General features: G+C 69.9%; 29 protein-coding genes and 1 tRNA gene. 19 read left to right on the top strand and 11 right to left on the bottom strand.

What is annotated here, in order from left to right:
* Window position 1: 1 nt before the first annotated feature.
* Window positions 2–91 (bottom strand) — tRNA-Ser (locus tag VGN50_RS07950).
* A 101-nt stretch (window positions 92–192) separates the two neighbouring features.
* On the opposite strand from VGN50_RS07950, the gene VGN50_RS07955 reads away from it, so the two are divergent.
* On the top strand, window positions 193–1,647 hold the full coding sequence (locus VGN50_RS07955) for an MFS transporter (RefSeq protein ID WP_327444198.1): 1,455 nt from the start codon (window positions 193–195) through the stop codon (window positions 1,645–1,647).
* Between the two features lie 45 nt (window positions 1,648–1,692).
* On the opposite strand, the gene VGN50_RS07960 is transcribed toward VGN50_RS07955, so the two are convergent.
* A complete protein-coding gene (locus VGN50_RS07960) occupies window positions 1,693–2,316 on the bottom strand; it encodes a DedA family protein (protein WP_327444199.1) in 624 nt (207 codons plus the stop codon).
* Window positions 2,313–2,771, bottom strand: a complete 459-nt coding sequence (gene tadA / locus VGN50_RS07965; protein ID WP_327444223.1) for a tRNA adenosine(34) deaminase TadA — start codon at window positions 2,769–2,771, stop codon at window positions 2,313–2,315. The genes VGN50_RS07960 and tadA overlap by 4 nt, the downstream gene beginning before the upstream one ends.
* Window positions 2,772–2,835: 64 nt before the next feature.
* On the opposite strand from tadA, the gene upp reads away from it, so the two are divergent.
* The 3 genes from upp (at window position 2,836) to VGN50_RS07980 (ending at window position 4,513) form a co-directional block, all read left to right on the top strand.
* Window positions 2,836–3,474 (top strand): uracil phosphoribosyltransferase, encoded by a 639-nt coding sequence (gene upp, locus VGN50_RS07970; protein WP_327444201.1) that lies wholly within the window; start codon window positions 2,836–2,838, stop codon window positions 3,472–3,474.
* 128 nt (window positions 3,475–3,602) lie between these two features.
* Entirely contained in the window at window positions 3,603–3,770 is a 168-nt protein-coding gene (locus VGN50_RS07975) for a hypothetical protein (RefSeq protein WP_327444202.1), read from the top strand.
* An 11-nt stretch (window positions 3,771–3,781) separates the two neighbouring features.
* The gene (locus VGN50_RS07980) at window positions 3,782–4,513 is read left to right on the top strand and encodes a PH domain-containing protein (protein WP_327444203.1); all 732 of its coding nucleotides are present in this window, start codon (window positions 3,782–3,784) and stop codon (window positions 4,511–4,513) included.
* A 13-nt stretch (window positions 4,514–4,526) separates the two neighbouring features.
* Here VGN50_RS07980 and pntB read toward each other — a convergent pair whose 3' ends face one another.
* The 6 genes from pntB to VGN50_RS08010 form a co-directional block, all read right to left on the bottom strand.
* A complete protein-coding gene (gene pntB / locus VGN50_RS07985) occupies window positions 4,527–5,927 on the bottom strand; it encodes a Re/Si-specific NAD(P)(+) transhydrogenase subunit beta (RefSeq protein ID WP_327444204.1) in 1,401 nt (466 codons plus the stop codon).
* 6 nt (window positions 5,928–5,933) lie between these two features.
* Window positions 5,934–7,466 carry a Re/Si-specific NAD(P)(+) transhydrogenase subunit alpha gene (locus VGN50_RS07990; RefSeq protein WP_327444205.1) on the bottom strand — a complete coding sequence of 511 codons (1,533 nt, stop codon included), beginning with the start codon at window positions 7,464–7,466 and terminating at the stop codon, window positions 5,934–5,936.
* Between the two features lie 143 nt (window positions 7,467–7,609).
* Window positions 7,610–7,795 (bottom strand): hypothetical protein, encoded by a 186-nt coding sequence (locus tag VGN50_RS07995; RefSeq protein WP_327444206.1) that lies wholly within the window; start codon window positions 7,793–7,795, stop codon window positions 7,610–7,612.
* Window positions 7,796–7,892: 97 nt separating this feature from the next.
* Window positions 7,893–8,867 (bottom strand): pirin family protein, encoded by a 975-nt coding sequence (locus VGN50_RS08000; protein ID WP_327444224.1) that lies wholly within the window; start codon window positions 8,865–8,867, stop codon window positions 7,893–7,895.
* Between the two features lie 84 nt (window positions 8,868–8,951).
* Window positions 8,952–10,595, bottom strand: coding sequence for an AMP-binding protein (locus VGN50_RS08005; protein WP_414694578.1), 1,644 nt, complete (start codon window positions 10,593–10,595; stop codon window positions 8,952–8,954).
* 145 nt (window positions 10,596–10,740) lie between these two features.
* Window positions 10,741–11,568, bottom strand: coding sequence for an NAD(P)-dependent oxidoreductase (locus VGN50_RS08010; protein ID WP_327444207.1), 828 nt, complete (start codon window positions 11,566–11,568; stop codon window positions 10,741–10,743).
* Between the two features lie 96 nt (window positions 11,569–11,664).
* On the opposite strand from VGN50_RS08010, the gene VGN50_RS08015 reads away from it, so the two are divergent.
* From VGN50_RS08015 to VGN50_RS08035, 5 genes are all read left to right on the top strand, one after another.
* The gene (locus tag VGN50_RS08015; RefSeq protein WP_327444208.1) at window positions 11,665–12,879 is read left to right on the top strand and encodes a pyridoxal phosphate-dependent aminotransferase; all 1,215 of its coding nucleotides are present in this window, start codon (window positions 11,665–11,667) and stop codon (window positions 12,877–12,879) included.
* On the top strand, window positions 12,879–13,283 hold the full coding sequence (locus VGN50_RS08020; RefSeq protein ID WP_327444209.1) for a CrcB family protein: 405 nt from the start codon (window positions 12,879–12,881) through the stop codon (window positions 13,281–13,283). Before VGN50_RS08015 ends, VGN50_RS08020 begins: the two co-directional genes overlap by 1 nt.
* The gene (locus VGN50_RS08025; RefSeq protein WP_327444210.1) at window positions 13,280–13,633 is read left to right on the top strand and encodes a CrcB family protein; all 354 of its coding nucleotides are present in this window, start codon (window positions 13,280–13,282) and stop codon (window positions 13,631–13,633) included. The genes VGN50_RS08020 and VGN50_RS08025 overlap by 4 nt, the downstream gene beginning before the upstream one ends.
* Before the next feature lie 95 nt (window positions 13,634–13,728).
* On the top strand, window positions 13,729–14,127 hold the full coding sequence (locus tag VGN50_RS08030; protein ID WP_327444211.1) for a hypothetical protein: 399 nt from the start codon (window positions 13,729–13,731) through the stop codon (window positions 14,125–14,127).
* A gap of 72 nt (window positions 14,128–14,199) precedes the next feature.
* The gene (locus VGN50_RS08035; RefSeq protein WP_327444212.1) at window positions 14,200–15,303 is read left to right on the top strand and encodes a HoxN/HupN/NixA family nickel/cobalt transporter; all 1,104 of its coding nucleotides are present in this window, start codon (window positions 14,200–14,202) and stop codon (window positions 15,301–15,303) included.
* A 72-nt stretch (window positions 15,304–15,375) separates the two neighbouring features.
* Here VGN50_RS08035 and VGN50_RS08040 read toward each other — a convergent pair whose 3' ends face one another.
* A complete protein-coding gene (locus VGN50_RS08040; RefSeq protein ID WP_327444213.1) occupies window positions 15,376–15,873 on the bottom strand; it encodes a hypothetical protein in 498 nt (165 codons plus the stop codon).
* A gap of 177 nt (window positions 15,874–16,050) precedes the next feature.
* Here VGN50_RS08040 and VGN50_RS08045 point away from each other — a divergent pair, with 177 nt between their 5' ends.
* The 6 genes from VGN50_RS08045 (at window position 16,051) to VGN50_RS08070 (ending at window position 20,615) form a co-directional block, all read left to right on the top strand.
* Window positions 16,051–16,656, top strand: coding sequence for a hypothetical protein (locus VGN50_RS08045; protein WP_327444214.1), 606 nt, complete (start codon window positions 16,051–16,053; stop codon window positions 16,654–16,656).
* A gap of 140 nt (window positions 16,657–16,796) precedes the next feature.
* Window positions 16,797–17,495: a YcnI family protein gene (locus tag VGN50_RS08050; RefSeq protein ID WP_327444215.1), complete on the top strand. Its 699-nt coding sequence runs from the start codon at window positions 16,797–16,799 to the stop codon at window positions 17,493–17,495.
* Window positions 17,492–18,079 carry a copper resistance CopC family protein gene (locus VGN50_RS08055; RefSeq protein WP_327444216.1) on the top strand — a complete coding sequence of 196 codons (588 nt, stop codon included), beginning with the start codon at window positions 17,492–17,494 and terminating at the stop codon, window positions 18,077–18,079. Before VGN50_RS08050 ends, VGN50_RS08055 begins: the two co-directional genes overlap by 4 nt.
* 128 nt (window positions 18,080–18,207) lie before the next feature.
* Window positions 18,208–19,116, top strand: coding sequence for a DUF929 family protein (locus tag VGN50_RS08060; RefSeq protein WP_327444217.1), 909 nt, complete (start codon window positions 18,208–18,210; stop codon window positions 19,114–19,116).
* Complete coding sequence (locus VGN50_RS08065; protein ID WP_327444218.1) at window positions 19,106–19,585, top strand: vitamin K epoxide reductase family protein; 480 nt, start codon at window positions 19,106–19,108, stop codon at window positions 19,583–19,585. Before VGN50_RS08060 ends, VGN50_RS08065 begins: the two co-directional genes overlap by 11 nt.
* Before the next feature lie 124 nt (window positions 19,586–19,709).
* Window positions 19,710–20,615 (top strand): hypothetical protein, encoded by a 906-nt coding sequence (locus tag VGN50_RS08070; RefSeq protein WP_327444219.1) that lies wholly within the window; start codon window positions 19,710–19,712, stop codon window positions 20,613–20,615.
* A 159-nt stretch (window positions 20,616–20,774) separates the two neighbouring features.
* On the opposite strand, the gene VGN50_RS08075 is transcribed toward VGN50_RS08070, so the two are convergent.
* Complete coding sequence (locus tag VGN50_RS08075) at window positions 20,775–21,041, bottom strand: hypothetical protein (protein WP_327444227.1); 267 nt, start codon at window positions 21,039–21,041, stop codon at window positions 20,775–20,777.
* Between VGN50_RS08075 and VGN50_RS08080 the strand changes: the two genes are divergently transcribed.
* The 4 genes from VGN50_RS08080 to VGN50_RS08095 all read left to right on the top strand — a co-directional run bounded on the left by VGN50_RS08080 (window position 21,022) and on the right by VGN50_RS08095 (window position 23,253).
* Window positions 21,022–21,252: a cupredoxin domain-containing protein gene (locus tag VGN50_RS08080; RefSeq protein WP_414694579.1), complete on the top strand. Its 231-nt coding sequence runs from the start codon at window positions 21,022–21,024 to the stop codon at window positions 21,250–21,252. The two genes, VGN50_RS08075 and VGN50_RS08080, sit on opposite strands and share 20 nt — an antisense overlap.
* A complete protein-coding gene (locus VGN50_RS08085; RefSeq protein ID WP_327444220.1) occupies window positions 21,249–21,671 on the top strand; it encodes a hypothetical protein in 423 nt (140 codons plus the stop codon). The genes VGN50_RS08080 and VGN50_RS08085 overlap by 4 nt, the downstream gene beginning before the upstream one ends.
* Window positions 21,672–21,742: 71 nt before the next feature.
* A complete protein-coding gene (locus tag VGN50_RS08090) occupies window positions 21,743–22,531 on the top strand; it encodes a hypothetical protein (RefSeq protein WP_327444221.1) in 789 nt (262 codons plus the stop codon).
* 23 nt (window positions 22,532–22,554) lie between these two features.
* Entirely contained in the window at window positions 22,555–23,253 is a 699-nt protein-coding gene (locus VGN50_RS08095) for a class F sortase (protein WP_327444222.1), read from the top strand.
* Window positions 23,254–23,454 lie beyond the last annotated feature (201 nt).

Consider the following 23,454-nt stretch of genomic DNA (forward strand, 5'->3'; position numbering starts at 1 on the left):
TTGGCGGTGGCGGTGGGATTTGAACCCACGGAGGGCTTTCACCCTCACACGCTTTCGAGGCGTGCTCCTTAGGCCGCTCGGACACGCCACCGCCGAGCAGAGTACCCGAGCCGGTGACCGCTCAAGAAATCGCCCGAGCGCCCCCGTTCGTCGCCGGGAATGCCCTTGTCCCCGGTCGACTTGTCTCTAGGCGTGACCCCCACCTCCCGCGCCACAGTCGGCCTGCGCTCAGATCGAGGGCCCATCCTGCTCGCCCTGATGGTCTCGACCGGTCTCATCGCCATCGACGCCACCATTCTCGCGACGGCAGTGCCCTCCGTGGTGCGCGACCTGGGCGACTTCGCGCTGTTCCCGTGGCTCTTCTCGGTCTACCTGCTGGCCCAGGCCGTATCCGTGCCGGTCTACGCGAAGCTCGCCGACACGGTCGGCCGCAAACCGCTCATGCTTGCGGGGATCGCCCTGTTCCTGCTCGGCTCAGTCCTGTGTGGCTTCGCTTGGAGTATGCCGGCGCTCATTGTCTTCCGCGCGGTGCAGGGACTCGGCGCAGGGGCCGTCCAGCCGATCGCGATCACCATCGCCGGTGACATCTACACGGTGGCCGAGCGCGCGACGGCCCAGGGCTACATCGCCAGCGTGTGGGCGATCTCCTCGGTGGTCGGCCCGACGCTCGGCGGTATCTTCTCCCAGCTCGGCATCTGGCGCTGGATCTTCTTCGTCAACGTCCCCCTCTGTCTCCTGGCGGGCGCGCTCATCGCCCGCAACTTCACCGAGAGGGTGGAGCGGCAGCGCCACCAGATCGACTATCGCGGGTCGGTCCTGCTGATGACGTCCATGACCCTGGTGATCCTCGGCGTCCTCGAGGGCGGCCAGGCCTGGGCCTGGTCGTCGCCGACGAGCATCGCGGTGTTCGTGAGCGGCGGGGTGCTGCTCGCGCTCTTCGTCCTCGTCGAGCGGCGAGCCCCCGAGCCCGTGCTGCCGCTGTGGGTCTTCAGCCGACGGCTGCTCGCGACCACGGCCTGCCTCGCCCTCGGCGTAGGTGTGGTCCTCATCGGCCTGACCTCGTACGTCCCGACGTACCTGGAGAACGCTCTCGGCGTGCAGCCCCTGGTGGCCGGGCTCGCGCTGGCCGCCCTCACGATCGGCTGGCCGATCAGCGCCACGCTCTCGGGGCGGCTCTTCTATCTCCGCTTCGGCTTCCGGCCCACCATCCTCGTCGGCCTGGCCCTGACGCTCGTGGGCACCGGGTCACTGGCCCTCCTGGCACACGACCCGTCGGTGGTCGGGGTGGCACTCGGCTGCTTCGTCGCCGGGCTGGGGTTGGGCCTGGTCGCCAGCCCCTCGCTGATCGCGGCTCAGGCGAGCGTGCCGTGGCAACAGCGTGGGGTGGCCACGGGCACCAACATGTTCGCCCGGTCGATCGGCAGCGCCGTGGGGGCAGCGATCTTCGGAGCGGTCGCCAATGCCGTCATCGCCTCGTCCGGTCACCCGGAGACCGACAGGTCCACGGCGCTCGACTCTGGCGCGGCGGTGTTCGTCACCGTCGCCGCAGCAGCCCTCCTCACCGTCGCCGCGGGGTTGGCCATGCCGGCGGTCACCGCGGAGTCAGCCGAGCAGACCCAGGACCGCGAAGCATCCACCGCGAGCTAGCGCCGGCCCCCGCGACCTACAGCGGGCTGACGCGCCGCCGACGGGTCAGGCCCGGGCTTCCCTGCGGTGCCGGCGCAGCGCCCACACGGCGATAGCGACCAGCACGATGAGCGCCACGATGATCGCCGCGCCACGGCCCAGCCACTTCTCGACGCGGTGGTACGACTCGCCGGCGAGGTAGCCGGCGACCACCATGGTCGAGCCCCACGCGATGCCGCCGGCGGCGTTCCACGGCAGGAACACGCGGTACTTCATCCGGGACAGCCCGGCGAGCGCGGGCATGACCGCCCGGAAGAACGCCGTCCACCGTCCGAGGAAGACCGCTGCGCCCCCGCGCCGCCGCAGGAAGTCCTGAGCCGAGTCCAGCCGCTTCCGCCGATGTTCGAAGAACCCGTGCGCCAGGATCTTCGGACCGAAGAGCCGGCCGATCTCGAAGCCGACCGAGTCCCCGATGATGGCCGCGAGCACGACGATGATCAGGATCACCGAGAGGTGGGTGTGCCCCAGGCTCGCGGTGACACCTCCGATGATGGCCAGTGTCTCGCCCGGCAGCACGAAGCCGACGAACAGCGCGTCCTCCGCGAAGACCACGAGGGCCACCAGGACGTACACCAGCCACGGAGGGGCCCCCAGCACCGTGTTGACCAGGGAGTTGATGAGCCCGCTCATGGGCCTGCCTCTCGCATCGGGGAAAGTCGGTGAGTGGCGAAGAACTCCACCAGCATCTGTGAACACTCTGCCTCACGCACGCCGCCGATGACCTCGACCCGGTGCGTCGCCCGCCGGTCGCGCACGATGTCCCAGACCGATCCGGTGGCGCCCAGCTTGGGATCCCACGCGCCGAGGACGAGCGTGGCGATCCGCGCGAGCATGAGTGCTCCCGCGCACATGGGACAGGGCTCGAGCGTCACGACGAGAGTGCAGCCCTCCAGCCGCCACGTGCCCAGACGCTGTGCCGCCGCTCGCAGCGCGACGACCTCGGCGTGGGCCGTCGGGTCGTGCTCGACCTCGCGCAGGTTGCGACCCGTGCCGATGACCTGACCGTCCGGATCGACGACGACGGCTCCGACCGGCACGTCCCCCTCACCGGCCGCGAGCTCGGCGAGAACGAGGGCGTGCCCCATCCACGCGGCATACCGCGGGTCTGGCGCTGGGCCGGCCGATGACGTCACGCGCTAAGTTTCCCGTATGCACGTCCACGTTGCCGACCACCCTCTCGTCGCCCACAAGCTCACCTACCTGCGGGACAAGCGCACGGACAGCCCGACGTTCCGGCGGCTGGCCGAGGAGCTGGTGACGCTGCTGGCCTACGAGGCCACCCGCGACGTGCGGACGGAGCCGTTCGAGATCGAGACGCCCGTCGCTCGCACCACAGGGGTCAAGCTGAGCTCGCCCAAGCCCCTGGTCGTGCCCATCCTGCGCGCCGGCCTGGGGATGCTCGAGGGCATGGTGCGCCTGCTGCCCAGCGCGGAGGTCGGCTTCCTCGGCATGCAGCGCAACGAGGAGACCCTGGAGGCCATCACCTATGCGAACCGGCTGCCCGACGACCTCGCCGGCCGGCAGTGCTACGTCGTCGACCCGATGCTCGCCACCGGCGGGACGCTGGCGATGACCATCCGCTACCTCGCGGACCGCGGCGCCGACGACATCACCGCCGTCACGCTGCTCGCCACGCCAGAGGGCATCGCCCATCTCGAGCACGAGCTCGCCGACCTCGACATCCCGATCAAGATCGTCACCGGAGCGATGGACGAGCGGCTCGACGAGAAGGGCTACATCGTCCCGGGTCTCGGCGACGCGGGGGACCGGCTCTACGGCGTGGTCTGACCCTGTGACGCAGCGCTCTCAGCCCTGCGCGGCGCGCCTCGTTGGGCGCAGCCGCTCGATCGGGGACCATCAACGCTGAGGTGTGCCCCGTCCGGCGTGCCCGCCGACGACCGACCAAGGAGACGAGCATGCAGCGCGTGAAGAAGATCCTGCTGTGGCTCCTCGTCGCGTTCGCCGCGTACGCGATCTTCACGTCCCCCCACCAGGCCGCCGACATCGTCAGCACGTCAGGGACGATCCTGGCGGCCGGGGCCAAGAACATGGGCAGCTTCTTCGACGCGTTGCTGCACCGGTAGCGGTCGACGCCATGAGAGGGCGGCGTCACGACGAGCTCGACCGCTACCTGCTGGACGGCGAGCGCCTCGTCACCGCTGTCCATCAGCACTGGGGGAAGATCGCCGAGCCGGTGGCCACCACGATGGTCGGCACGGTCGCGGCCCTCTGGGTCGACGCGGCGATGCCCGCCTCGATGCGCCTGGCCAGCACTATCGTGTGGTGGCTGTGGTTCGCGCTCGTCGCGCGGCTCGCCTATCTGGTCATCGAGTGGCGGCACGACTGGTTCGTGGCGACCGACAAGCGGCTCCTGCTCTTCTACGGCTTCGTCACCCGCAAGGTGTCGATGATGCCACTGATGAAGGTCACGGACATGTCCTACGAGCGCTCGATCCCCGGGCGCGTCTTCGGCTACGGGCGCTTCGTCATGGAGTCCGCCGGGCAGGACCAGGCCCTGCACGAGGTGAACTGGGTGCCGAGCCCCGACGCGAACTACCGCGCCATCTGTGCGGAGATGTTCCGTGTGGCCGACCGCGGACTACCGGAGGACGGCGTCTGGGATGCCCGCAACGACGACGCCGGCCCGCCTCCGGCGCCAGAGCCCCCCGACCCGTATGCCGGGTGGGACGACCCCCCGCCCCGGCCCAGACCACGACGCCGCGACAGCGGCACGCTCTACCGGAGCGCGGACCTCCGGGCACGGGACCGCAGCGCGGAGACCGGCCCGATCCCGCTGCGGAACCGGCACGAGCGGGACGACGACTAGGTCGACCTCGGCGTCACAGCGCCTTGATGATGTCCTCGACGCGCTCCTTGGCATCGCCGAAGAGCATCTGGCTGTTCTCCTTGAAGAACAACGGGTTCTGCACGCCGGCATAGCCCGTGGCCATGGACCGCTTGAACACCACGACGTTGCGCGCCTTCCACACCTCGAGCACAGGCATCCCGGCGATGGGCGAGCCCGGCTCATCGGTGGCCGAGGGGTTGACGGTGTCGTTCGCGCCGATGACGAGCACGACGTCGGTCTCGGGGAAGTCCTCGTTGATCTCGTCCATCTCCAGGACGATGTCGTACGGCACTTTGGCCTCGGCCAGCAGGACGTTCATGTGACCCGGCAGCCGGCCGGCCACCGGGTGGATCCCGAAGCGGACGTTGACTCCCTTCTTGCGCAGCTGCGAGGTCAGCTCTGCCACGGGGTACTGGGCCTGGGCGACGGCCATGCCGTAGCCCGGGGTGATCACGACTGACGACGCGTCCTTGAGCAGCTCGGCGACGTCGGCGGCGATGGTCTCGCGGTGCTCGCCGTAGTCCTTGTCCTCACCGACCGAGACCTCCTGGCCGAAGCCGCCGGCGATCACCGAGACGAACGACCGGTTCATGGCCTTGCACATGATGTAGGAGAGGATCGCACCGGAGGAGCCGACGAGCGCACCGGTGACGATGAGCAGGTCGTTGCCGAGCATGAAGCCCGCAGCCGCGGCCGCCCACCCCGAGTAGCTGTTGAGCATCGAGACCACGACGGGCATGTCGCCGCCGCCGATGGACGCGACGAGGTGCCACCCGAAGGCGAGCGCGACCACGGTCATGATGGCCAGAGGCACCAGCGAGTGCGACTGCACGAACCACACCAGCAGCACCGCCGAAACGACCAGGGCCGCGAGGTTGAGCCAGTGCCGGGCCGGCAGCATCAGCGGCGACGACTTGATCCGCGCGCTGAGCTTGAGGAACGCCACGATCGATCCCGTGAAGGTCACCGCGCCGATGAAGACGCCGAGGAACACCTCGACGCTGTGGATGTTTCCCACGGCGCCGGCGCCGTCGGGTGTCTCCAGGTAGGAGCTGTAGCCCACCAGCACCGCCGCCAGACCCACGAAGCTGTGCAGCATCGCCACGAGCTCCGGCATCTGGGTCATCTCGACGACCCGGGCTCGCCACAGCCCGACCGACGCACCGACCGCCATCGCGACCGCGATCAGCAGCAGGGTGAGTGGGCCGTTGGACGCCCGGGACACCGACAGCCAGACGGTGGCGACCAGAGCGAGCGCCATGCCGGTCACACCGAAGGCGTTGCCCTCCTTGGCGCTCTCATGCTTCGACAGGCCCGCAAGGGAGAGGACGAACAGGACCGCCGCGACGATGTATGCCGCCTGGACGAGGTTCTCGGTCAGGGTGCCGCTCATGGAGGTTCAGTCCTTCCGGAACATCTGGAGCATGCGGCCGGTGACCGCAAACCCTCCGAAGATGTTGATCGTGGCGACCGCGGTGGCGACGAAGGCAACCGCCTGGATCACGTGGTTGGTGCTGCCGAGCTCCAGGACCCCGCCGACGAGGATGATGCCGCTGATGGCGTTGGTCTCCGACATGAGCGGCGTGTGCAGCGCATGGGCGACGTTGGAGATCACGTAGAAGCCGACGATGACGGCTAGCGCGAAGACGGTGAAGTGTCCGAGGAACACCGCGGGCGACAGAGCGGCGATGACGGCGAACACCGCCGCCGCGACCGCGATCCCGACGTACTTGCGGCGCGGGTCCTTCGGCTTCGGCGGCTCCTTGGCGACGGGGGGCGCAGCAGTCGTCGCGGTGGGAGCCGCGCTCACCTGGACGGGCGGCGGCGGCCACAGGGACTCGCCGCCGCGGCATACGGTCATGCCGCGCTGAACCACGTCGTCGAGGTCGAGGACGACCTGGCCGTCCTTGCCGGGGGTGAGCAGCTTGAGGAGGTTCACCAGGTTGGTGCCGAACAGCTGGCTGGCCTGGGTGGGCAGCCGGCCGGGCAGGTCGGTGTAGCCGATGAGCTTGACGCCGTTGGCCGTGATGACGAGCTGGTCGGCGACCGTCCCCGCCACGTTGCCCCCGTTGGAGGCCGCCATGTCGACGACAACTGAGCCCGGCTTCATCGAGGCGACCATCTCCTCGGTGAGCAGCCGCGGAGCGGGCCGGCCGGGGATAAGCGCCGTGGTGATGACGATGTCGACGTCCTTGGCCTGCTCGGCATAGAGCTCGGCAGCCCGACGGTTGAAGTCCTCGCCCATCTCCTTGGCGTAGCCGGTGGCCGAAGGCCCCTCGTCCTCCACCTCGATCCGCAGGAACTCGGCGCCCATGGACTCGACCTGCTCGCCGACCTCCGACCGCGCGTCGAAGGCCCGCACGATCGCGCCGAGGCTGTTGGCCGTGCCGATCGCCGCGAGCCCCGCCACGCCCGCACCGACGACCAGGACCTTCGCCGGTGGGACCTTGCCCGCGGCCGTGACCTGGCCGGTGAACAGGGAGCCGAACTCGTGGGCCGCCTCGATCACCGCGCGGTAGCCGCCGATGTTGGCCATCGAGGAGAGCACGTCGAGCGACTGGGCCCGGGAGATGCGCGGCACCGCGTCCATGGCCAGGGCCGTGACACCAGCCGCGGTCAGGCGGTCGACCAGGTCGGGGTTGAGCGCCGGGGACAGCAGACAGGCCAGCACAGCGTCAGGCTTCAGCAGCCCGATCTCGTCATCGGAGGGGGCGTTGACCTTGAGCACGACGTCGCTGCTCCAGGCATCGACCCGGTCGACCAGCGAGGCGCCCGCCGCGGCATACGCGTCGTCCGCGAAGGACGCGCCCGCCCCCGCACCCCGCTCGATCGCGACCTCGTAACCGAGACCGACGAGCTGGCCCACGGTCTTGGGGGTCGCCGCGACCCTGGTCTCGCCCGGTCGTGACTCCTGTGGCACACCGATACGCACTGCAGCTCCCGTCGTGGAAAGTCGAGTGACGACGTCAACCTAGAGGCAAAACCCTGCGGAAGGCGTCCTGCTGTGATGACAGTCGCGCCCGCCGTCCACTTTGTGGACGACGGGCGCGAGGCTGCAGGGAGTGACGGGTCGGCTCAGATGAGACCGGCGACGATCAGGCCCATCAGGGCGATCAGGGTGATCGCTCCGAGGAAGAGACCGCCGCCGATGTCGGACTGGGTCTCGGCGTAGGGGCGGCTGGTGTGCAGGTAGTCGTTGGGGTACTGCTCGGCCCGGTGGGCGCCGTGGCTTCGGTGTGTGCGAGTCAGGTTGATGGTCATCTGCGGCTCGCCTCCTTTCGTTACGATACGAACCGTATCGTATCTGTATGCCGGGCCTCAAGTCGAGCCCGGTGTGGCGTCGGCCACGCCGGTCCGGTCAGGCCGTGCCGCCCACGTCGCCGTGCACGATCGGCTGACCCAGGCGGCCCGCCTCGTAGTCGGCGAACGCCTGGACGAGCTCGGCTCGCGTGTTCATGACGAACGGTCCCGCCCACGCCACCGGCTCGCGGATCGGCAGGCCGCCGAGGATCACCACGTCCAGGCCCGCTGCATACCGCTGCTGTTGGGTCTGTGCCGCCGAGAGGCGCAGCACGTCGCCCGCCCCGAGCACGGCCAGCTGGCCGGTGCCGATCGGGGTCTGGTCCGGTCCGACGAAACCGTCGCCGCTGATCACGTAGACCAGGGCGTTGAAGTCGCGCCGCCAGGGCAGGTCGAGCCCACCGCCGGGGGCCACCGTCGCGTGCACCATGGCCATCGGCGTGTGCGTCGAGCCCGGTCCTGCGACACCGCCGACCTCACCGGCGATCACCCGCAGCAGCGACCCGCCGTCGGCCGAGCTCACGAGGCCGACCTGGCTGGAACGCAGGTCCTGGTAGGCGGGAGCCTTGAGCTTGTCGGCCTTCGGCAGGTTCACCCAGAGCTGGAAGCCGTGGAACAGGCCACCGCTGACCACCAGGTGCTCCGGCGGGGCCTCGATGTGCAGGATGCCGGCTCCGGCAGTCATCCACTGGGTGTCGCCGTTGGTGATGGTGCCGCCGCCGCCGAAGGAGTCGTGGTGGTCGAAGATGCCGTCGATGATGTAGGTCACCGTCTCGAAGCCGCGGTGCGGGTGCCATGGAGTGCCCTTGGGCTCACCCGGGGCGTACTCGACCTCGCCCATCTCGTCGAGGTGGATGAACGGGTCCAGGTCCCGCAGGTCGACGCCGGCGAAGGCGCGCTTGACGGGGAAACCCTCCCCCTCGACGCCGCCGGGGGCCGTGGTGATCGACCGGACGGGGCGCTGGACGGCCCCCACACCGGGCGCGGCGACGCGCGGCAGGACGGTGAGGTCGGCAACGGAGACAGCTGGCATGGTCACTCCCGGATAGTTTGAAATTCAACTATCTCCCTCAACAGCGCCCCGGGTCAAGCCATTCCCAGGCCGCCTCATGGCCACCTAGTGGGCGAGGCCCAGGTCCGCGACGGACTTCTCTCGCATCTCCACCTTGCGCACCTTGCCGGTCACGGTCATCGGGAACTCCTCGACCACCGTGACGTAGCGCGGGATCTTGTAGTGCGCGAGCTTCCCGGTGGCGAACGCCCGCACCGCCTCGGCATCCAGTGGTTGCGCCCCCTCACGCATGCGGATCCACGCGCACAGCTCCTCGCCGTACTTCTCGTCGGGCACCCCGATCACCTGGGCGTCGAGGATGTCGGGGTGCGTGTAGAGGAACTCCTCGATCTCGCGCGGGTAGATGTTCTCCCCTCCACGGATGACCATGTCCTTGATGCGGCCGGTGATCTGGACGTAGCCGGCGTCGTCCATCACGGCGATGTCACCGGTGTGCATCCAGCCGTCGACCACGATCTCGGCGGTCTTGTCCGGTTGGCCCCAGTACCCGAGCATCACCGAGTAGCCCTTGGTGCAGAACTCCCCGGCCTCGCCACGGGGCAGGGTCTCTCCCGTCACGGGGTCGACGACCTTGATCTCGAGGTGGGGCATGACCCGTCCGACCGTGCCGACCTTGCGCTCGAAGGAGTCGTCGATGCGGGTCTGCGCGGACACGGGCGACGTCTCGGTCATGCCGTAACAGATCGTCATCTCCTCGATCCCCGCGGCGATGAGCTTCTCCATCATCGACGCGGGGCACGGTGAGCCGGCCATGATCCCGGTGCGCACGGAAGACAGGTCGTATGCCGCGAAGTCCGGGAGCGACCACTCGGCGATGAACATCGTGGGCACGCCGTAGAGCGACGTGCAGTGCTCATCGGCGGTCGCCTTGAGAGTCGCGGCGGGGTCGAACCCCGGCGCCGGGATCACCATGCAGGCGCCGTGTGAGGTGGCCGCGAGGTTGCCCATCACCATGCCGAAGCAGTGGTAGAAGGGCACGGGGATGCAGATGCGGTCGTGCTCGGTGTAGCGGCAGAGCTCGCCCACGAAGTAGCCGTTGTTGAGGATGTTCCGGTGCGACAGAGTCGCACCCTTCGGGAAGCCGGTGGTGCCGGAGGTGTACTGGATGTTGATGGCGTCGTTCGGGTCGAGCCCTCGCTGGACCGCCGCCACGTCCTCGCCGGTCGCCTCCTCCGAGCGCGCCAGCAGGGCGCGCCACGAGTCCTGGCCGAAGACGTAGGTCTCGCGCAGGTCGGGGCAGCTGGCGCGGACCTCCTCGACCATCGCCGCATAGTCACTGGTCTTGAACGACTCAGCCAGGAAGAGGTGGGAGATCCCCGCCTGCTTCAGCACGTACTCGAGCTCGTGAGTCCGATAGCTCGGGTTGATGTTGACGAGGATGGCCCCGATCTTGGCGGTGGCGTACTGCACGACGACCCACTCAGCGCAGTTCGGCGCCCAGACGCCCACCCGCTCGCCCTTGGCGACACCCCGGGCCAGCAGCGCCCGAGCCAGCCGGTCCACCTCGGCCGCGAACGCGGCATACGTCCAGCGGATGCCCCGCGGCACGTCGACCAGCGCCTCACGCTCGCCGAACCGCGCCACCGTCGCGTCGAGGTTGTCGGGGATGGTCTGCTCGAGCAGCGGAGGGTCGGTCTCGCCGACATCGTGCGACAGCGCGGAACCGGCATCGTGCGACAGCATCGTCATGCGCCCATCCCACCGCGCGCCGGGCACGGTGGCAACAGGTCGTCAGGACATCGTGGGAGCTGAGGACAGGCTGAGCCTCAGGACAGGCTGAGCCTCAGGACAGGCTGAGCCTCAGGACAGAAAGAGCCTCAGGACAGGCTGAGCCTCAGGACAGAAAGAGGTCGGGCGCGAGCCCCTCGTCCTTGCCCGTCATCGAGTACGACGCGAAGTCGGCGACACCGCGCGCGCGCAGCAGGTCCTCGTCGATGACCGTCTGGCCGTTGAGGGCCTGGCCCTCGGTGGTCAGCACCTCGTAGGCGGCGTCCGCGACGACCTCGGGCTTGCGGCTCACCGCGACCATCTGGTCACCGCCCGGCAGGTTCCCGATGGCGTCGGTGGCAACGAGCGTGGCCGGCCACAGGCAGGTGGAGGAGATGCCCTTCTGGCCCAGCTCGTGGGCGAAGCCCAGCGCCGCCATCGTCATCCCGTACTTGGCCATCGTGTATGCCGGGTGGCCGGCGAACCAGCGCGGGTCCAGGTTGATGGGCGGGCTCAGCGTGAGCACCTTGGGGTCGGGCGACGCGAGCAGATGGGGCAGCGCGGCCTTGGTCAGCATGAAGGTGCCTCGCACGTTGACGTCCTGCATCAGGTCGTACCGCTTGGCCTCCAGCACCGCCGTCGGGCTGAGGTTGAGGACGCTGGCGTTGTTGACCACGATGTCGATGCCGCCGAACTCGGTCGCGGTCCTCTCGACGGCCGCGGCCAGCGTGTCGTCGTCCCGGACGTCGCCCACGATGGCCAGGGCCCGGCCGCCCGCCTCCTCAATGGCCTCGGCAGCCGTGTGGATGGTGCCGGCGAGCCGCGGGTCGGGCTGGTCCGTCTTGGCGATGAGCGCGATGTTGGCACCGTCCCGGGCGGCCCGCACGGCGATCGCGAGGCCGATGCCCCGGCTGCCCCCGGACATGATGATGGTCTTCCCGCTCAACGTCGTCATGGCACGCGAGCCTAGTTACCGGCGGGTAGACACGGAACCGCGCCGATGCGTGAGCCTCACCACCACCGCCCGCCAACCGCCTGACACACTGGCCGCGTGCGCCCGGTGACCCAGTCCTCGAAGCTCCAGAACGTCCGCTATGACGTGCGCGGCCCGATCCTGGAGGAGGCCCATCGGCTCGAGGCCGAGGGCCACCGCATCATGAAGCTCAACATCGGCAACCCGGCGCCGTTCGGGTTCGAGGCGCCCGAGTCGATCCTCGTCGACATGATCCACAACCTGCCGCAGGCCCAGGGCTACTCGGACTCGCGGGGCATCTTCTCCGCGCGCACCGCCGTCGCGCACTTCTACCAGGAGGAGGGCCTGACCGACGTCACGGTCGAGGACGTCTTCATCGGCAACGGCGTGAGCGAGATGATCTCGCTGGTGCTGCAGGCGCTGGTCGACAACGGCGACGAGATCCTGGTGCCGGCGCCGGACTACCCGCTGTGGACCGCGGCCGTCACGTTGGCGGGCGGCACCGCGGTGCACTACCTGTGCGACGAGGCCGACGAGTGGAACCCCAGCCTCGAGGACATCGAGAGCCGGATCACCAGCAGTACCAAGGCGATCGTCCTGATCAACCCCAACAACCCGACCGGGGCGGTGTACTCCGAGGAGATCGTCCGCGGCTTCGTCGAGCTGGCCACCAAGCACGACCTGATCCTGCTGGCCGACGAGATCTACGAGAAGATCCTCTACGACGGCGCGCGCCACCACCACGCCGCGACCTACGCGCACGACATCCTCTGCCTCACCTTCAGCGGGCTCTCGAAGGCCTACCGGGTCGCGGGGTTCCGGTCGGGCTGGGTCGTCGTCACCGGCGCTCGCCAGCGCGCGACCGACTTCCTCGAGGGTCTGACCCTGCTGGCGAACATGCGGATGTGCGCCAACGTGCCCGCCCAACACGCCATCCAGACCGCGCTCGGGGGCCACCAGTCGATCAACGACCTGGTCCTGCCCGGTGGCCGCCTGCTCGAGCAGCGGGACGTGGCCCACGAGCTCATCACCGAGATCCCCGGCGTCACCTGCGTGAAGCCACGAGGCGCCCTATACCTGTTCCCGCGGTTGGACCCCGAGGTCTATCCCATCGAGGACGACCAGGCCTTCGTCATCGAGCTGCTGCGGGCCACCCACATCCTCATCACCAACGGCACCGGCTTCAACTGGCCCAGCCCCGACCACGTCCGCATCGTCACCCTGCCCAGCGTCGACGACCTCGAGTTCGCCATCGGCCGCATCGCCGGGTTCCTGGAGACGAAGCGCCGCTGATGCGTCGTGGAGACGGTGGCCTGCTGGGAGTCATCGCGGCCGGCGGTGCCGTGGGCTCCCTTGGCAGGTATGCCCTGGGGCTCGTCCTGCCCCATCCCTCCGGTGCCCTCCCCTGGTCGACCCTTGCCGAGAACCTGACCGGCAGCCTCGCGATGGGAGTCCTCGTCGTGTGGGTGCTGACCATGGAGGAGCCGCACCCCTGGCTGAGGCCGTTCCTGGGGGTCGGTGTCCTCGGCGGGTGGACGACGTTCTCGGGGTACGCACTCGACATCCACGCCATGGTGGACGCCGGTCGCGGAGCACTGGCCCTGACCTACCTCGTCGCCTCGCTGCTGCTCGGCCTGGCGGCGGTCGGGCTCGGCGTTAGTGCGGGCGAGCGCCTGTTCGGCCGGCGGCGCCGATGACCCCGCTGCTGGTCATCGCCGGTGCGGTTGTGGGCGCTCCCCTGCGGTTCCTGGTCGACCGCTGGGCGCGTGAGCACTCCTCGGCCGGGACGATCCTCGGCACCCTCATCGTCAACGTGGTCGGGTCGCTGGTGCTCGGGATGGTCGCCGGGTGGCCGGGAGCGCCCTCGTGGGCGCTGCCGTTGATGGGGGTGGGGTTCTGCGGTGCCCTGACGACGTTCTCGACACTCGCCTTCGAGACATGGGTGTTCCTGGAGGAGCGGGCGTGGCGGCCGTTCGTCGCGAACCTGGGGCTGTCCCTCGGACTCGGGCTCCCCGCGGTGTGGCTCGGGTGGGCGCTCGTGCGCTAGGGAGGGCCGGCCCGACTCAGACGCAACGAATGGCTCACAGCAAGGCCACAGGCTCACCCCAGACGTCTCTCGGCGGCGAAGCCCACGCTGGGCGGATGAGCAGCACCGGGTTCTCCGCCACCCCCCTCCCCGCCGTCGTCTGCCTCTCCGGCGCCGGGGCGCTGGTCCCGTGGGTCGCCTATCTCGCAAGCTCACTCCCCCACACCTACGTGATGGCGAACTGGAACGCGGCGTGGGTGGGGTTCGACATCGCGCTGATCCTGCTGCTCGGAGCCACCGGCCTGCTGGTCCGGCGGGCGCATCCGCACCAGGTGCCGGCGGCATACCTCTCCGCTGCCTTCCTTCTCGCGGACTCCTGGTTCGACGTCATGACCTCGAGCGGCACCGCACTGTTCGTCGCACTGGCCACCGCAGTGTTCGTGGAGCTACCGCTGGCCGGCTTCCTGCTCAGGCATGCCAGCCGCGCCTCTCTTAATGCGAGCAGTTTGCAATAGTGGACGGTCACGCCTAGCGTTCCCAGAGGTGGGACAGTCCCCACCCGAACACCTCGCTCGAAGGGAACCTGCATGGCGGACGCCCTGACCCTGGAGGCTCCGGCACGGCTCAGGAAGTCGCTCTCCCGAACGGAGCTGACCTCGATCGCCGGCATGGGGGCGTTCGTGCTGACGCTCCATCTGGTCGGCTGGGGCACGCTCGTCGGGCTCGTCGCGCCGCAGCACCTCGCCCTCGGTGGCGGCCACGTCTTCAGCGTCGGCCTCGGGCTCACCGCCTACACGCTCGGCATGCGCCACGCCTTCGACGCCGACCACATCGCGGCGATCGACAACACCACCCGAGCCATGATGGCCAAAGGGAAGCGGCCGGTGTCGGTGGGCTTCTGGTTCTCCCTGGGTCACTCGAGCGTCGTGTTCGGGCTCTGCGCGCTGCTCGCACTCGGCGTGCGGGCCCTGGCCGGCCAGGTCGGCACGAGCCACTCCGCCCTCCAGCAGGTCACGGGCAGCGTGGGGACGCTGGTCTCCGGTGTCTTCCTCTACGCGATCGGCATCCTCAACCTCGTCGTGCTCGTCGGCATCCTGCGGGTCTTCCGGCAGATGCGCCAGGGCGACTTCGACGAGGCCGAGCTGGAGCGGCAGCTCGACAGCCGCGGCTTCATGAACCGCCTGCTCGGTGGCGTCACCCGGGCGGTCACCAAACCGTGGCAGATGTACCCCGTGGGTCTGCTCTTCGGCCTCGGTTTCGACACGGCGACGGAGGTCGGGCTCCTGGTGCTGGCCGGTGGTGCGGCGGCCTTCTCGCTGCCCTGGTACGCCATCCTCACCTTGCCGATCCTCTTCGCGGCGGGGATGAGCCTGCTCGACACCATCGACGGCTGCTTCATGAACTTCGCCTACGGGTGGGCGTTCTCCAAGCCGGTCCGCAAGGTCTACTACAACATCACCATCACCGGGCTGTCCGTCGCGGTGGCACTGCTCATCGGCACCATCGAGCTGGTCTCGATCCTCACCCAGCGACTCGGCATCAGCACCGGCCCGCTCGCCGCGATCGGCCGGCTGGACCTCAACGAGGTGGGCTACGGGATCGTCGGCCTGTTCGTGCTGACCTGGGCCTGCGCGGCGACCTTCTGGAAGGTCGCGAGGGTCGAGGACCGCTGGTCCGACGACCTGCAGTAGGCCCGTAGGAGACAGCCGGAGGGGGCCCGCGGTGGGTCACCACAGGCCCCCTCCGACGGCCTGGACGGTCGGTCAGCCCTGGGTGGAGGGCGCAGCGCCGCCGGGCGCGCCCTGAGGCATGTCCTTGGCCTCGTCGCCCGCGTGGAGCTTGTCGATCTGCTTGGACGTCGAGCTCGTCACGCTGAAGCGCACGGCATCGCCGGCCTTCAGCTGAGACAAGGTGGCCTCGCCGTTCTTGTCGATGTCGCTCGAGGTGGTGACCGAGTAGACGGTGGTGCCGGAGGACGTCTTGATGGTGACGTTGGACGGGCCCACCGCGCTGACCGTGCCGCTGAGGTCGAGCGCGCCGCCACGGCCTCCTGGCCCGTGCTGCTCCTGCGCCTCGGGAACGCCGTCGGCGCCGTTGTCCCCCGGGTGCGGGTCGGCAGTCGCCGTCGTGCCGGTGGAGCCGGAGGTCGTCGGGCTGGTGGTGGCGGCCTGGGCGCCGATCGCAGTGGCCAGCAGGGCGCCTGCGAGCAGGCCGGCTCCGGCATAGCCGATCTTCATGACTCGTGAGCTGGGCTTGGGCATCTGTCTCTCCATCGTTCGGGTCGCCAGACGGTGTATCCGGCCCACTCAGGCTCCGGGCCCCGCCTAGAGCGCGACTGTCGTGTTCCTGGGTCTGGGCTATGAGTCGGGGACCTGGCTCACAGGTATGGAGCGTCAGGCGGGCAGGCCCGCGGAAGAGGCGCCGCCTACACTGACCGGGTGACCCATCCGACCCACGGCTCGTTGCGTGTCATGCGTGCCGCCGTGGTGGGTGCCGTCTCCTTCTCCTTGTCATGGGCGGCCCACGTAGGTGCAGGCGGTTCGTCGCCGGGTGCGGGAGCCCTGGTCCTGCTGGCTGTGCTGACCGCGCTCGGTTCCACGCTCGTCACGCGATGGCGCCTTCGGCCCGTCACCCTGGTCGCAACGCTGGGCGCTGCGCAGGTCGCCCTCCACGAGGCCCTGATGTGGCTCAGCGCACCGCAGTCGACCCTCTGCGCCGGCGCGATGCCGTGCGGTTCGGCGATGCCCAGCATGCCCGGAATGCACGCCTCCCCTGTCCACAGCTCCTGGGCACTGATGCTGGCGGCGCACGCTGCCGCCACCGTCGTGCTGGCGCTGCTCCTCTCCGTCGGTGAGCGGGCCCTGTGGTTCCTCACGACGCTGCTGCGCCCTGTGCTGCGCGCGCGGCCCGAGCTCCCGGCCTTGCCCACCTCGGCGCTGGTACGCGCTCAGGCCCACGTCGCCAGGACCGGCCCGCGTCCGTTCGTGGACGGCGGGACCGGGCGCCGCGGTCCGCCCCGTCGCAGCCTCGCCCTCGCCGTCTGACCCACCGGATCTCGCTGTCTCGGGGCGGGTCGGACGCTGCTGTGCCCTGCTCACCGGCGCACTGCGTATAACCCCCACCCCTACCTCGGCCAAGGCTCCCTCGAGCCGTATGCCGATGAGAGTCCAAAGGACCGTGACCCATGTCTGCTATCCCTCGTCGAGTCATCACCTCCCTCTCCGGAACGGCCGTGGCCCTCGTGCTCGCGGCGACCGCCGCCTCCGCCCACGTCCACGTCATCCCCGACACCACGGCCTCAGGCGCCGACGCACAGCTCACCTTCCGGGTGCCCAGTGAGGAACCAGTCGCCCGGACGACTCGTGTCGTGCTGACGCTCCCCCAGGACCGCCCTCTCCCCAGCGTGGCGGTGAAGCCACTTCCCGGCTGGACGGTCAGCGTCACCGAGGGGCCCCTGCCCAAGCCCATGACGGTCGACGGCACGACGCTGACCAAGGCGCCGCGCACCATCACCTGGACCGCCTCAGCGGCAGCCGCACTCGGACCCGACCAGTACCAGGACTTCTCTCTGGCCGTCGCGCCTCTGCCGTCACCCGGTGAGCTGGTGTTCCCCGTGACGCAGACCTACTCCGACGGCACCGTGGTCCAGTGGAACCAGCCGTCCCCTGCGGGGAAGCCTGAGCCGGAGCACCCGGCGCCCGCCTTCGTGGTCACCGCAGCCGCCGCAGATGCGACCCCCGCGCAGGCAACGAGTGCCGTCCGCGCGTCGGGCGTGGCCGACCCGGTGGCTCGGTGGCTTGCCGGCGCGTCGCTCGTCCTGGCGGTCCTGGGACTTGGAGCCGTCGCCCTGGGGCGCCGCCGTACCGCGGGCCGCGGCGCATGAGCGACGGACGACGGACCGGCCGCGCCCCCCGGGCGGTCCTCGCCCTCCTGACCGTCACGTTCGTGGCGTTCGTCGCGATCGGAGCAGCGGCCAGCGCTGACGCGCACGACGTGCTCGTCTCGACCAACCCGGCGAACGGCGCGCAGGTGTCTAGAGTGCCGCCGACGGTGACGTTGCGCTTCGACCAGACCGTCCTGGGGCTGGGCACAGAGGTCGTCGTAACGGGACCTTCCGGTCCGGTCCAGGTCGGAAAGGCGGGCGTTGTCGACAACACCGTCACCGAGCGGCTGCAGCCCGGCGCCCCGGCCGGTCGCTACACGGTCGAATGGCGGGTCACCTCCGTCGACGGCCACCCTGTTTCGGGCACGTTCGCGTTCACGGCGAGAGCGGCCGGCGTGGGACAGGCGGCCCCGTCGACGGCGACTTCAGGCACGGCGTCATCCAGCGGCTCGACGACGGGCTCGTCGACGGGCTCGTCCGTGCCGTGGTTCCTGGTGGCGGCCTCCGCGCTGCTCGTGGTGCTGGGCGGCGCGGCTGCAGCCTGGTCCCGGCGACACTCGGCATCCGCGCGTAGGCGGCAGTAGGACGGCCTGCAGGCAGCTCACGGAGAACACACAAGTTCGCATGGAATGCTGCGCCCGACCGCCGCGGGCCACCCCGCGGCGGCGCGGCGTGGCATACGATCCCGCGCAGACGAAGGGAAGGACGACCAGTGGTCAACGCACGAACCAGCCGCGCTCACGCCGCAGCCAAGGTGGCCGAGATGCGACGCGAGCAGGAGCGCCGCCAGCGTCGCCGCACACTGATGGTGGCGGGCGGCTCCGTGGCGGTCGTCCTGCTCCTGGCGCTTGCTCTGGTCGGGGCCAAGCTCGCCGGAGTGGGGTCGGGGAAGTCCGCCAAGACCACAGCGGCGGCCAGCTCGCTCACGACCAGCCTGTCCAGCGCGTCGGCGGGCCTGATGTCTCTCGGGGCAGGGTCATCCGCGGACCCGCCGGCGCAGATCAAGGCGCCCGTGATGAAGGCGGACGGCAAGCCACGCGTGCTCTATGTGGGCGCCGAGTACTGCCCGTTCTGCGCGGCGCAGCGGTGGTCGGTCGCGGTCGCGCTCGGCCGGTTCGGGACCTGGTCCGGCCTGGGACAGACCAGCTCCTCCGCGAGCGACGTCTACCCGAACACTCCCACCCTGAGCTTCCATGGGGCGAAGCTGACCAGCAGCTACATCAGCTTCACCGGCGTCGAGACGACCACCAACCAGCCTCTGGCCGGTGGCGGCTACCAGGCCCTGGACTCACTGACCAGTGCTGACGCCGCGTTGGTGCAGAAGTACAACGCCGCGCCGTACGTGCCCTCGGGCGCGGCCGGCAGCATCCCCTTCATCGACATCGGCGGCACCTACGTGTCCTCGGGAGCGGCGTTCACCCCCCAGCTGCTCGCCAACAAGACCCAGGCCCAGGTGGCCGCCGCGCTGAAGGACCCCAAGGATCCCATCGCGCAGGCGGTCGGTGGCAGCGCCAACGTCCTCACCGCTGCCGTATGCCGCGTGACCGGCGGCCAGCCCGCCGCCGTCTGCACGGCGCCGGGCATCCAGGCGGCGGCGACCAAGCTGGGCCATGCCGGCTGAGCCGCGCCGCAACGCGCCGGTCGCCCCCGCCTGGGTCCCCCCAGCGACGCTGACGGTGTCGCTGCTGGGCCTGGGCGCGGCGGCATACCTGACGTTCGAGCACTTCACCTCCTCGACCACGCTGGCCTGCCCGGAGACAGGGGTCGTCAACTGCGCGAAGGTGACGACGAGCAGCTACTCGACGGTCTTCGGGATCCCCGTGGCCGTCCTTGGGCTCCTGTTCTTCGTCGGCATGGTCGCGCTCTGTCTACCTGCCATGTGGCGGCGCGACAGCCAAGCGGTGCGGCTGGGCCGCCTCGGTGCGGTCAGCGTCGGCGTCGTCTTCGTGCTCTACCTTCTGTGGGCCGAGCTGTTCCGCATCAACGCGATCTGCTTGTGGTGCACGGCAGTTCACGTCCTGACGCTGGTGCTGTTCGGGATGGTCGTCATCGGACATGCCCTGGCGGCGCCCGAAGCTCGGCACCGCTGACCGATCTGGCACGCTGCCTGCGACGAACCACGAGGGACAGGAGTCTCGCGTCCCACGACGTGATGCTCGTCCCTCGACGATCGGCGCCCCCATGACCTCGGTCCGCAGCTCCCACCGTCAGCACGTGACCTGGGCCCTCGGCGGCCTGTGGCTGCTCGACGGGCTGTTGCAGCTCCAGCCCTCGATGTTCACCAGCGACTTCCCCAAGGAGATCCTGCGACCGGCCGGGGACGGCAGTCCGCTGTGGGTGTCGGCGCCTGTCGCGTGGTCGTCAGCCCTGGTCGAGCACCACCTCGTCGTCCTGAACGCGCTGTTCGCGCTCACCCAGCTCGCGCTGGGCGTCGGCATCGTCGCCCGGCGCACCCGCAAGGTCGCACTCCTCGCGTCCATCGGCTGGGCGGTGCTGGTGTGGTGGCTCGGGGAGGGTTTCGGCGCGATGTTCGCCGGTCCCGTCTCGCCCCTCATGGGTCTGCCGGGGGCGGTCGCTCTCTACGCCCTGGTGGCCGCATTCGCCTGGCCCGTCGAGGGGAGTGGCGGCTGGTCCGTGGCGTCGGCCAGCCCGCTGCGGTCCGTGGGAGCAGCCGCCGTCTGGATGAGCCTGTGGGGGCTGTTCGCCGTCGAGACCCTGATGCCCGCCAACCGCACCTCGTCGGGACTGCACGACATGGTCGCGGGCATGGCAGCCGGCGAGCCCCGATGGCTCCAGTCCTTGGACCGGCTCGGTGCGGGGGTCCTCGATGGCCGGGGCGCCCAAGCATCCATCGCTCTGGCCGTGGTGTTTGCGGTCGTGGCCCTCGCGGTGCTCGCTCCCCGACGGCTGTTGAAGCCGGCCCTGGTGATGGCCGTCGCACTCGCCGCCCTGATCTGGGTGGTGGGCCAGGACTTCGGCGGGCTTGCCACCGGTCATGCAACCGACCCCAACTCCGGCCCCCTGCTGGCTTTGTTGGCGTGGTGCTACTGGCCCGGAAGCCAAAGCAGCGACGCCGACGCCCGACCGGCATCGCTGCATGCCGCCTCAGCTGCCGCTTGACACACGAGCACCCGGACTTGGCCCACGGAGTGGAGCCATCTGGACGAGGTTCGGCAGCGAACTACCTCTGACGGTTCGCAATCGCACCGTCCCGCAGACGGCCGTTCACCAGGAGGCATTGCTCATGTCCTTACATCTCAGAAGGTCGTCAGGCTCCTTTCATCGCAGAAAGTCGTCAGGCCAGCGCACGGACGAGCGTCGGGCCCTCCTGGCCCGGTCCGGGTCGGTTCTGGGAGCGGGTGTCCTCGCCGTGGTCGTACTGTCGGCCTGCGGGTCCACCGGCGCCCCGTCTGGAGGCGGCGCAGCCGCTGCGAGCAGCAGGTCGACGGCCCCGGTCTCCTCGCCCTCGGGGGCTTCGCCGTCCTCAGCTGCGTCGGCGAGCCCGAGGGCCGAGGCGACGATCCACATCAGCGGCTTCAAGTACACGGTTCCCGCTTCCGTGGCGCCGGGCGCCACCGTCAGCGTGATGAATATGGACGGCGAGAACCACACCGTCACCGCGGACGCCGGGAACGCGTTCGACGTCAAGGCCACGGCGGGCACCACTGTCACGTTCGTCGCGCCCAAGAGGCCAGGGAGCTACCCGTTCCACTGCACGTACCACTCGAACATGACTGCTGTCCTGGTCGTGAAGTGACCGCCCGGTCCCGGCTGACCCGGCGTGACGGCGCTCTTCGCGTCGCGACCGCCGCAGGTCTCCTGGTGGACGCCGTCATCCACCTCGACCTTGCCGGGCAGTACCAGGCCGCGGCCCCGGGCGGCATCGGCCAGGGCAACCTCTTCCGGATCCAAGCGGCAGCGGCCCTGCTTGTCGCTGGGTTCGTGCTCCTGCGAGGGACCCGGGCGGCATACCTCGGCGCGCTCGTCACCGCGGGAGCCGCGTTGGCGGCCGTGGTCCTGTACCGCTATGTCGATGTGCCACCCCTCGGGCCGCTCCCTGCGATGTACGAGCCGCTGTGGTTCCCGTCGAAGACCGCCACAGCGATCGCCGAGGCTCTCGCCACCCTGACCAGCGGGCTCGCCCTGAGCCGGGCCGGCCAATCCAATCCGTCCTGAGCCCCGGTCCGAAGACCAGCTGAGTGAGAGCTCACGTCGGGACCGTCCCGGCACCGCATAGGAGGAAAAGCATGAAGAAGTCAAAGAAGACCCTGGCGATGCTCGCTCCGACCGTCGCGCTGGGTGCGGGCATGATCGCCATGGCGGCAGGCTCCGCCTCGGCCGCCGGGTCCAGCACCTTCGAGGCGCAGCTCAACCCGATCAACCACTCCGCTGCGTCGGGCACCGTCATGATCTCCCTCAACGGCTCCCAGGCCACCATCACCGAGCACGTGACCGGCCTGGCCGCGACCTTCGGCGGCAAGCCCTACCCGCACGTGCAGCACATCCACATCGGCGCCCAGGGCACCTGCCCCGGCACCTCGGCCGACAAGAGCGGCGACGGCGTCATCTCCACCACCGAAGGCGCTCCCTTCTACGGCGGCATCGGCGCCACCCTGTCGACCTCCGGTGACACCAGCCCCGCAGCCGCGACCACGTTGACCGTCGCGCCCGCCGGTTCGACGATCAACTACAACCGCACCATCACCCTGGACGCCAAGACCATCTCGGCGCTGCAGTCCGGCACCGCGGTCATCGTCGTCCACGGTGACGACCCGGCCACGCTGTCCAAGCAGGCCCAGGGCGAGAAGAGCGACCTGGTCCCCTCGCTGCCGCTGGCCGCCACCTCCCCGGCCGCGTGCGGCACGCTGAAGGCCTCGCAGATGACGGCGATGCCCGGTGGCGCCGCCGCCACCGGCGGTGGGAGCACCTCCGGCGTGCAGGACCAGGGCCTGCTGGCCCTCGGCGGCACCCTCCTCGCAGCGGGCGCCGTTGCGGGAGGCCTCGCCGGCCGTCGTCGGACCGCCTCGGTCCGCTGAACGCGGCTGAAGCCAGCTAGACCATGAGGACCGAGCAGCACGGCCGACGCCTTCGCCTTGGAGCGGGAGCGCTGGCCGTGCTGCTCATCCTCGCTGGAGCTCTCATCCTGACCGTGGGCCTCCGCGCGCAGCGCCATGCGCCGCAACCGCCGGCCTCCGCCGCCATCCCGTATGCCGCCGACACCGCGACGACATCGACCACGACGGTGGGGCCGCCCGCTCTCGCAGCACGCGGCATACGGGGGCCGGTTCTTCCGGCCTCGACGCCGACGCACCTGGACATCCCCGCGATCGGGGTGAGCTCGGCCCTCATGGAGCTGGGGCTGAACGCCGACCACACGGTGCAGGTCCCCCCGCTCGGACGCGACTCCCGTGCGGGGTGGTATCGCTACTCACCCAGCCCAGGCCAGGTCGGACCTGCCGTCCTGCTCGGCCACGTGGACTCCGCCCAGTACGGCCCGGGCGTGTTCTTCGAGCTGGGCGCAACCCGCCCCGGCGAGCTCGTGTCCGTCACGCGGGCCGACCACACCGTCGCCGTGTTCCGCGTCGACCGCGTCGTCTCCTACTCCAAGAACGCATTTCCCACCCTCGAGGTGTACGGCAACACCGACCATGCCGCCCTGCGCCTCATCACCTGTGGGGGCAGGTTCGACCTCACCAGCCACAGCTACGAGAACAACATCGTCGTGTACGCCTCGCTCGTCTCCAGCCACCGGGCCTGACGAGCGCAGCGCACGACGCCACGACGAGAACCACGACGGAAGGTATGCCGCGATGACCGCACGGACCTGGGCGCTCGGAGTGGGCGCGACCGCGTTGCTCCTGGCCGGCTGCGGTGCGCCCCATGCCACCCAGGCCGCTTCGATGCCGGGGATGTCGATGGCACCTGGGCAGACGATGGCACCTGGGCAGACGATGGCACC

This window comes from Pedococcus sp., assembly GCF_036000045.1.
Classification (GTDB): domain Bacteria; phylum Actinomycetota; class Actinomycetes; order Actinomycetales; family Dermatophilaceae; genus Pedococcus.

Excerpts from the sequence above, each read along its gene's own strand:
- pntB (WP_327444204.1), bottom strand. The coding sequence starts at position 5,927 with ATGAGCGGCACCCTGACCGAGAACCTCGTCCAGGCGGCATACATCGTC.
- VGN50_RS08030 (WP_327444211.1), top strand. The coding sequence starts at position 13,729 with ATGAGCAGCACCGGGTTCTCCGCCACCCCCCTCCCCGCCGTCGTCTGC.
- VGN50_RS08035 (WP_327444212.1), top strand. The coding sequence starts at position 14,200 with ATGGCGGACGCCCTGACCCTGGAGGCTCCGGCACGGCTCAGGAAGTCG.
- VGN50_RS08025 (WP_327444210.1), top strand. The coding sequence starts at position 13,280 with ATGACCCCGCTGCTGGTCATCGCCGGTGCGGTTGTGGGCGCTCCCCTG.
- VGN50_RS08065 (WP_327444218.1), top strand. The coding sequence starts at position 19,106 with ATGCCGGCTGAGCCGCGCCGCAACGCGCCGGTCGCCCCCGCCTGGGTC.
- VGN50_RS07980 (WP_327444203.1), top strand. The coding sequence starts at position 3,782 with ATGAGAGGGCGGCGTCACGACGAGCTCGACCGCTACCTGCTGGACGGC.
- VGN50_RS08005 (WP_414694578.1), bottom strand. The coding sequence starts at position 10,595 with ATGACGATGCTGTCGCACGATGCCGGTTCCGCGCTGTCGCACGATGTC.
- VGN50_RS08000 (WP_327444224.1), bottom strand. The coding sequence starts at position 8,867 with ATGCCAGCTGTCTCCGTTGCCGACCTCACCGTCCTGCCGCGCGTCGCC.
- VGN50_RS08050 (WP_327444215.1), top strand. The coding sequence starts at position 16,797 with ATGTCTGCTATCCCTCGTCGAGTCATCACCTCCCTCTCCGGAACGGCC.
- upp (WP_327444201.1), top strand. The coding sequence starts at position 2,836 with ATGCACGTCCACGTTGCCGACCACCCTCTCGTCGCCCACAAGCTCACC.
- VGN50_RS08010 (WP_327444207.1), bottom strand. The coding sequence starts at position 11,568 with ATGACGACGTTGAGCGGGAAGACCATCATCATGTCCGGGGGCAGCCGG.
- VGN50_RS08055 (WP_327444216.1), top strand. The coding sequence starts at position 17,492 with ATGAGCGACGGACGACGGACCGGCCGCGCCCCCCGGGCGGTCCTCGCC.
- VGN50_RS08040 (WP_327444213.1), bottom strand. The coding sequence starts at position 15,873 with ATGCCCAAGCCCAGCTCACGAGTCATGAAGATCGGCTATGCCGGAGCC.
- VGN50_RS07995 (WP_327444206.1), bottom strand. The coding sequence starts at position 7,795 with ATGACCATCAACCTGACTCGCACACACCGAAGCCACGGCGCCCACCGG.
- VGN50_RS08090 (WP_327444221.1), top strand. The coding sequence starts at position 21,743 with ATGAAGAAGTCAAAGAAGACCCTGGCGATGCTCGCTCCGACCGTCGCG.
- tadA (WP_327444223.1), bottom strand. The coding sequence starts at position 2,771 with ATGGGGCACGCCCTCGTTCTCGCCGAGCTCGCGGCCGGTGAGGGGGAC.
- VGN50_RS08095 (WP_327444222.1), top strand. The coding sequence starts at position 22,555 with ATGAGGACCGAGCAGCACGGCCGACGCCTTCGCCTTGGAGCGGGAGCG.
- VGN50_RS08020 (WP_327444209.1), top strand. The coding sequence starts at position 12,879 with ATGCGTCGTGGAGACGGTGGCCTGCTGGGAGTCATCGCGGCCGGCGGT.
- VGN50_RS07975 (WP_327444202.1), top strand. The coding sequence starts at position 3,603 with ATGCAGCGCGTGAAGAAGATCCTGCTGTGGCTCCTCGTCGCGTTCGCC.
- VGN50_RS07960 (WP_327444199.1), bottom strand. The coding sequence starts at position 2,316 with ATGAGCGGGCTCATCAACTCCCTGGTCAACACGGTGCTGGGGGCCCCT.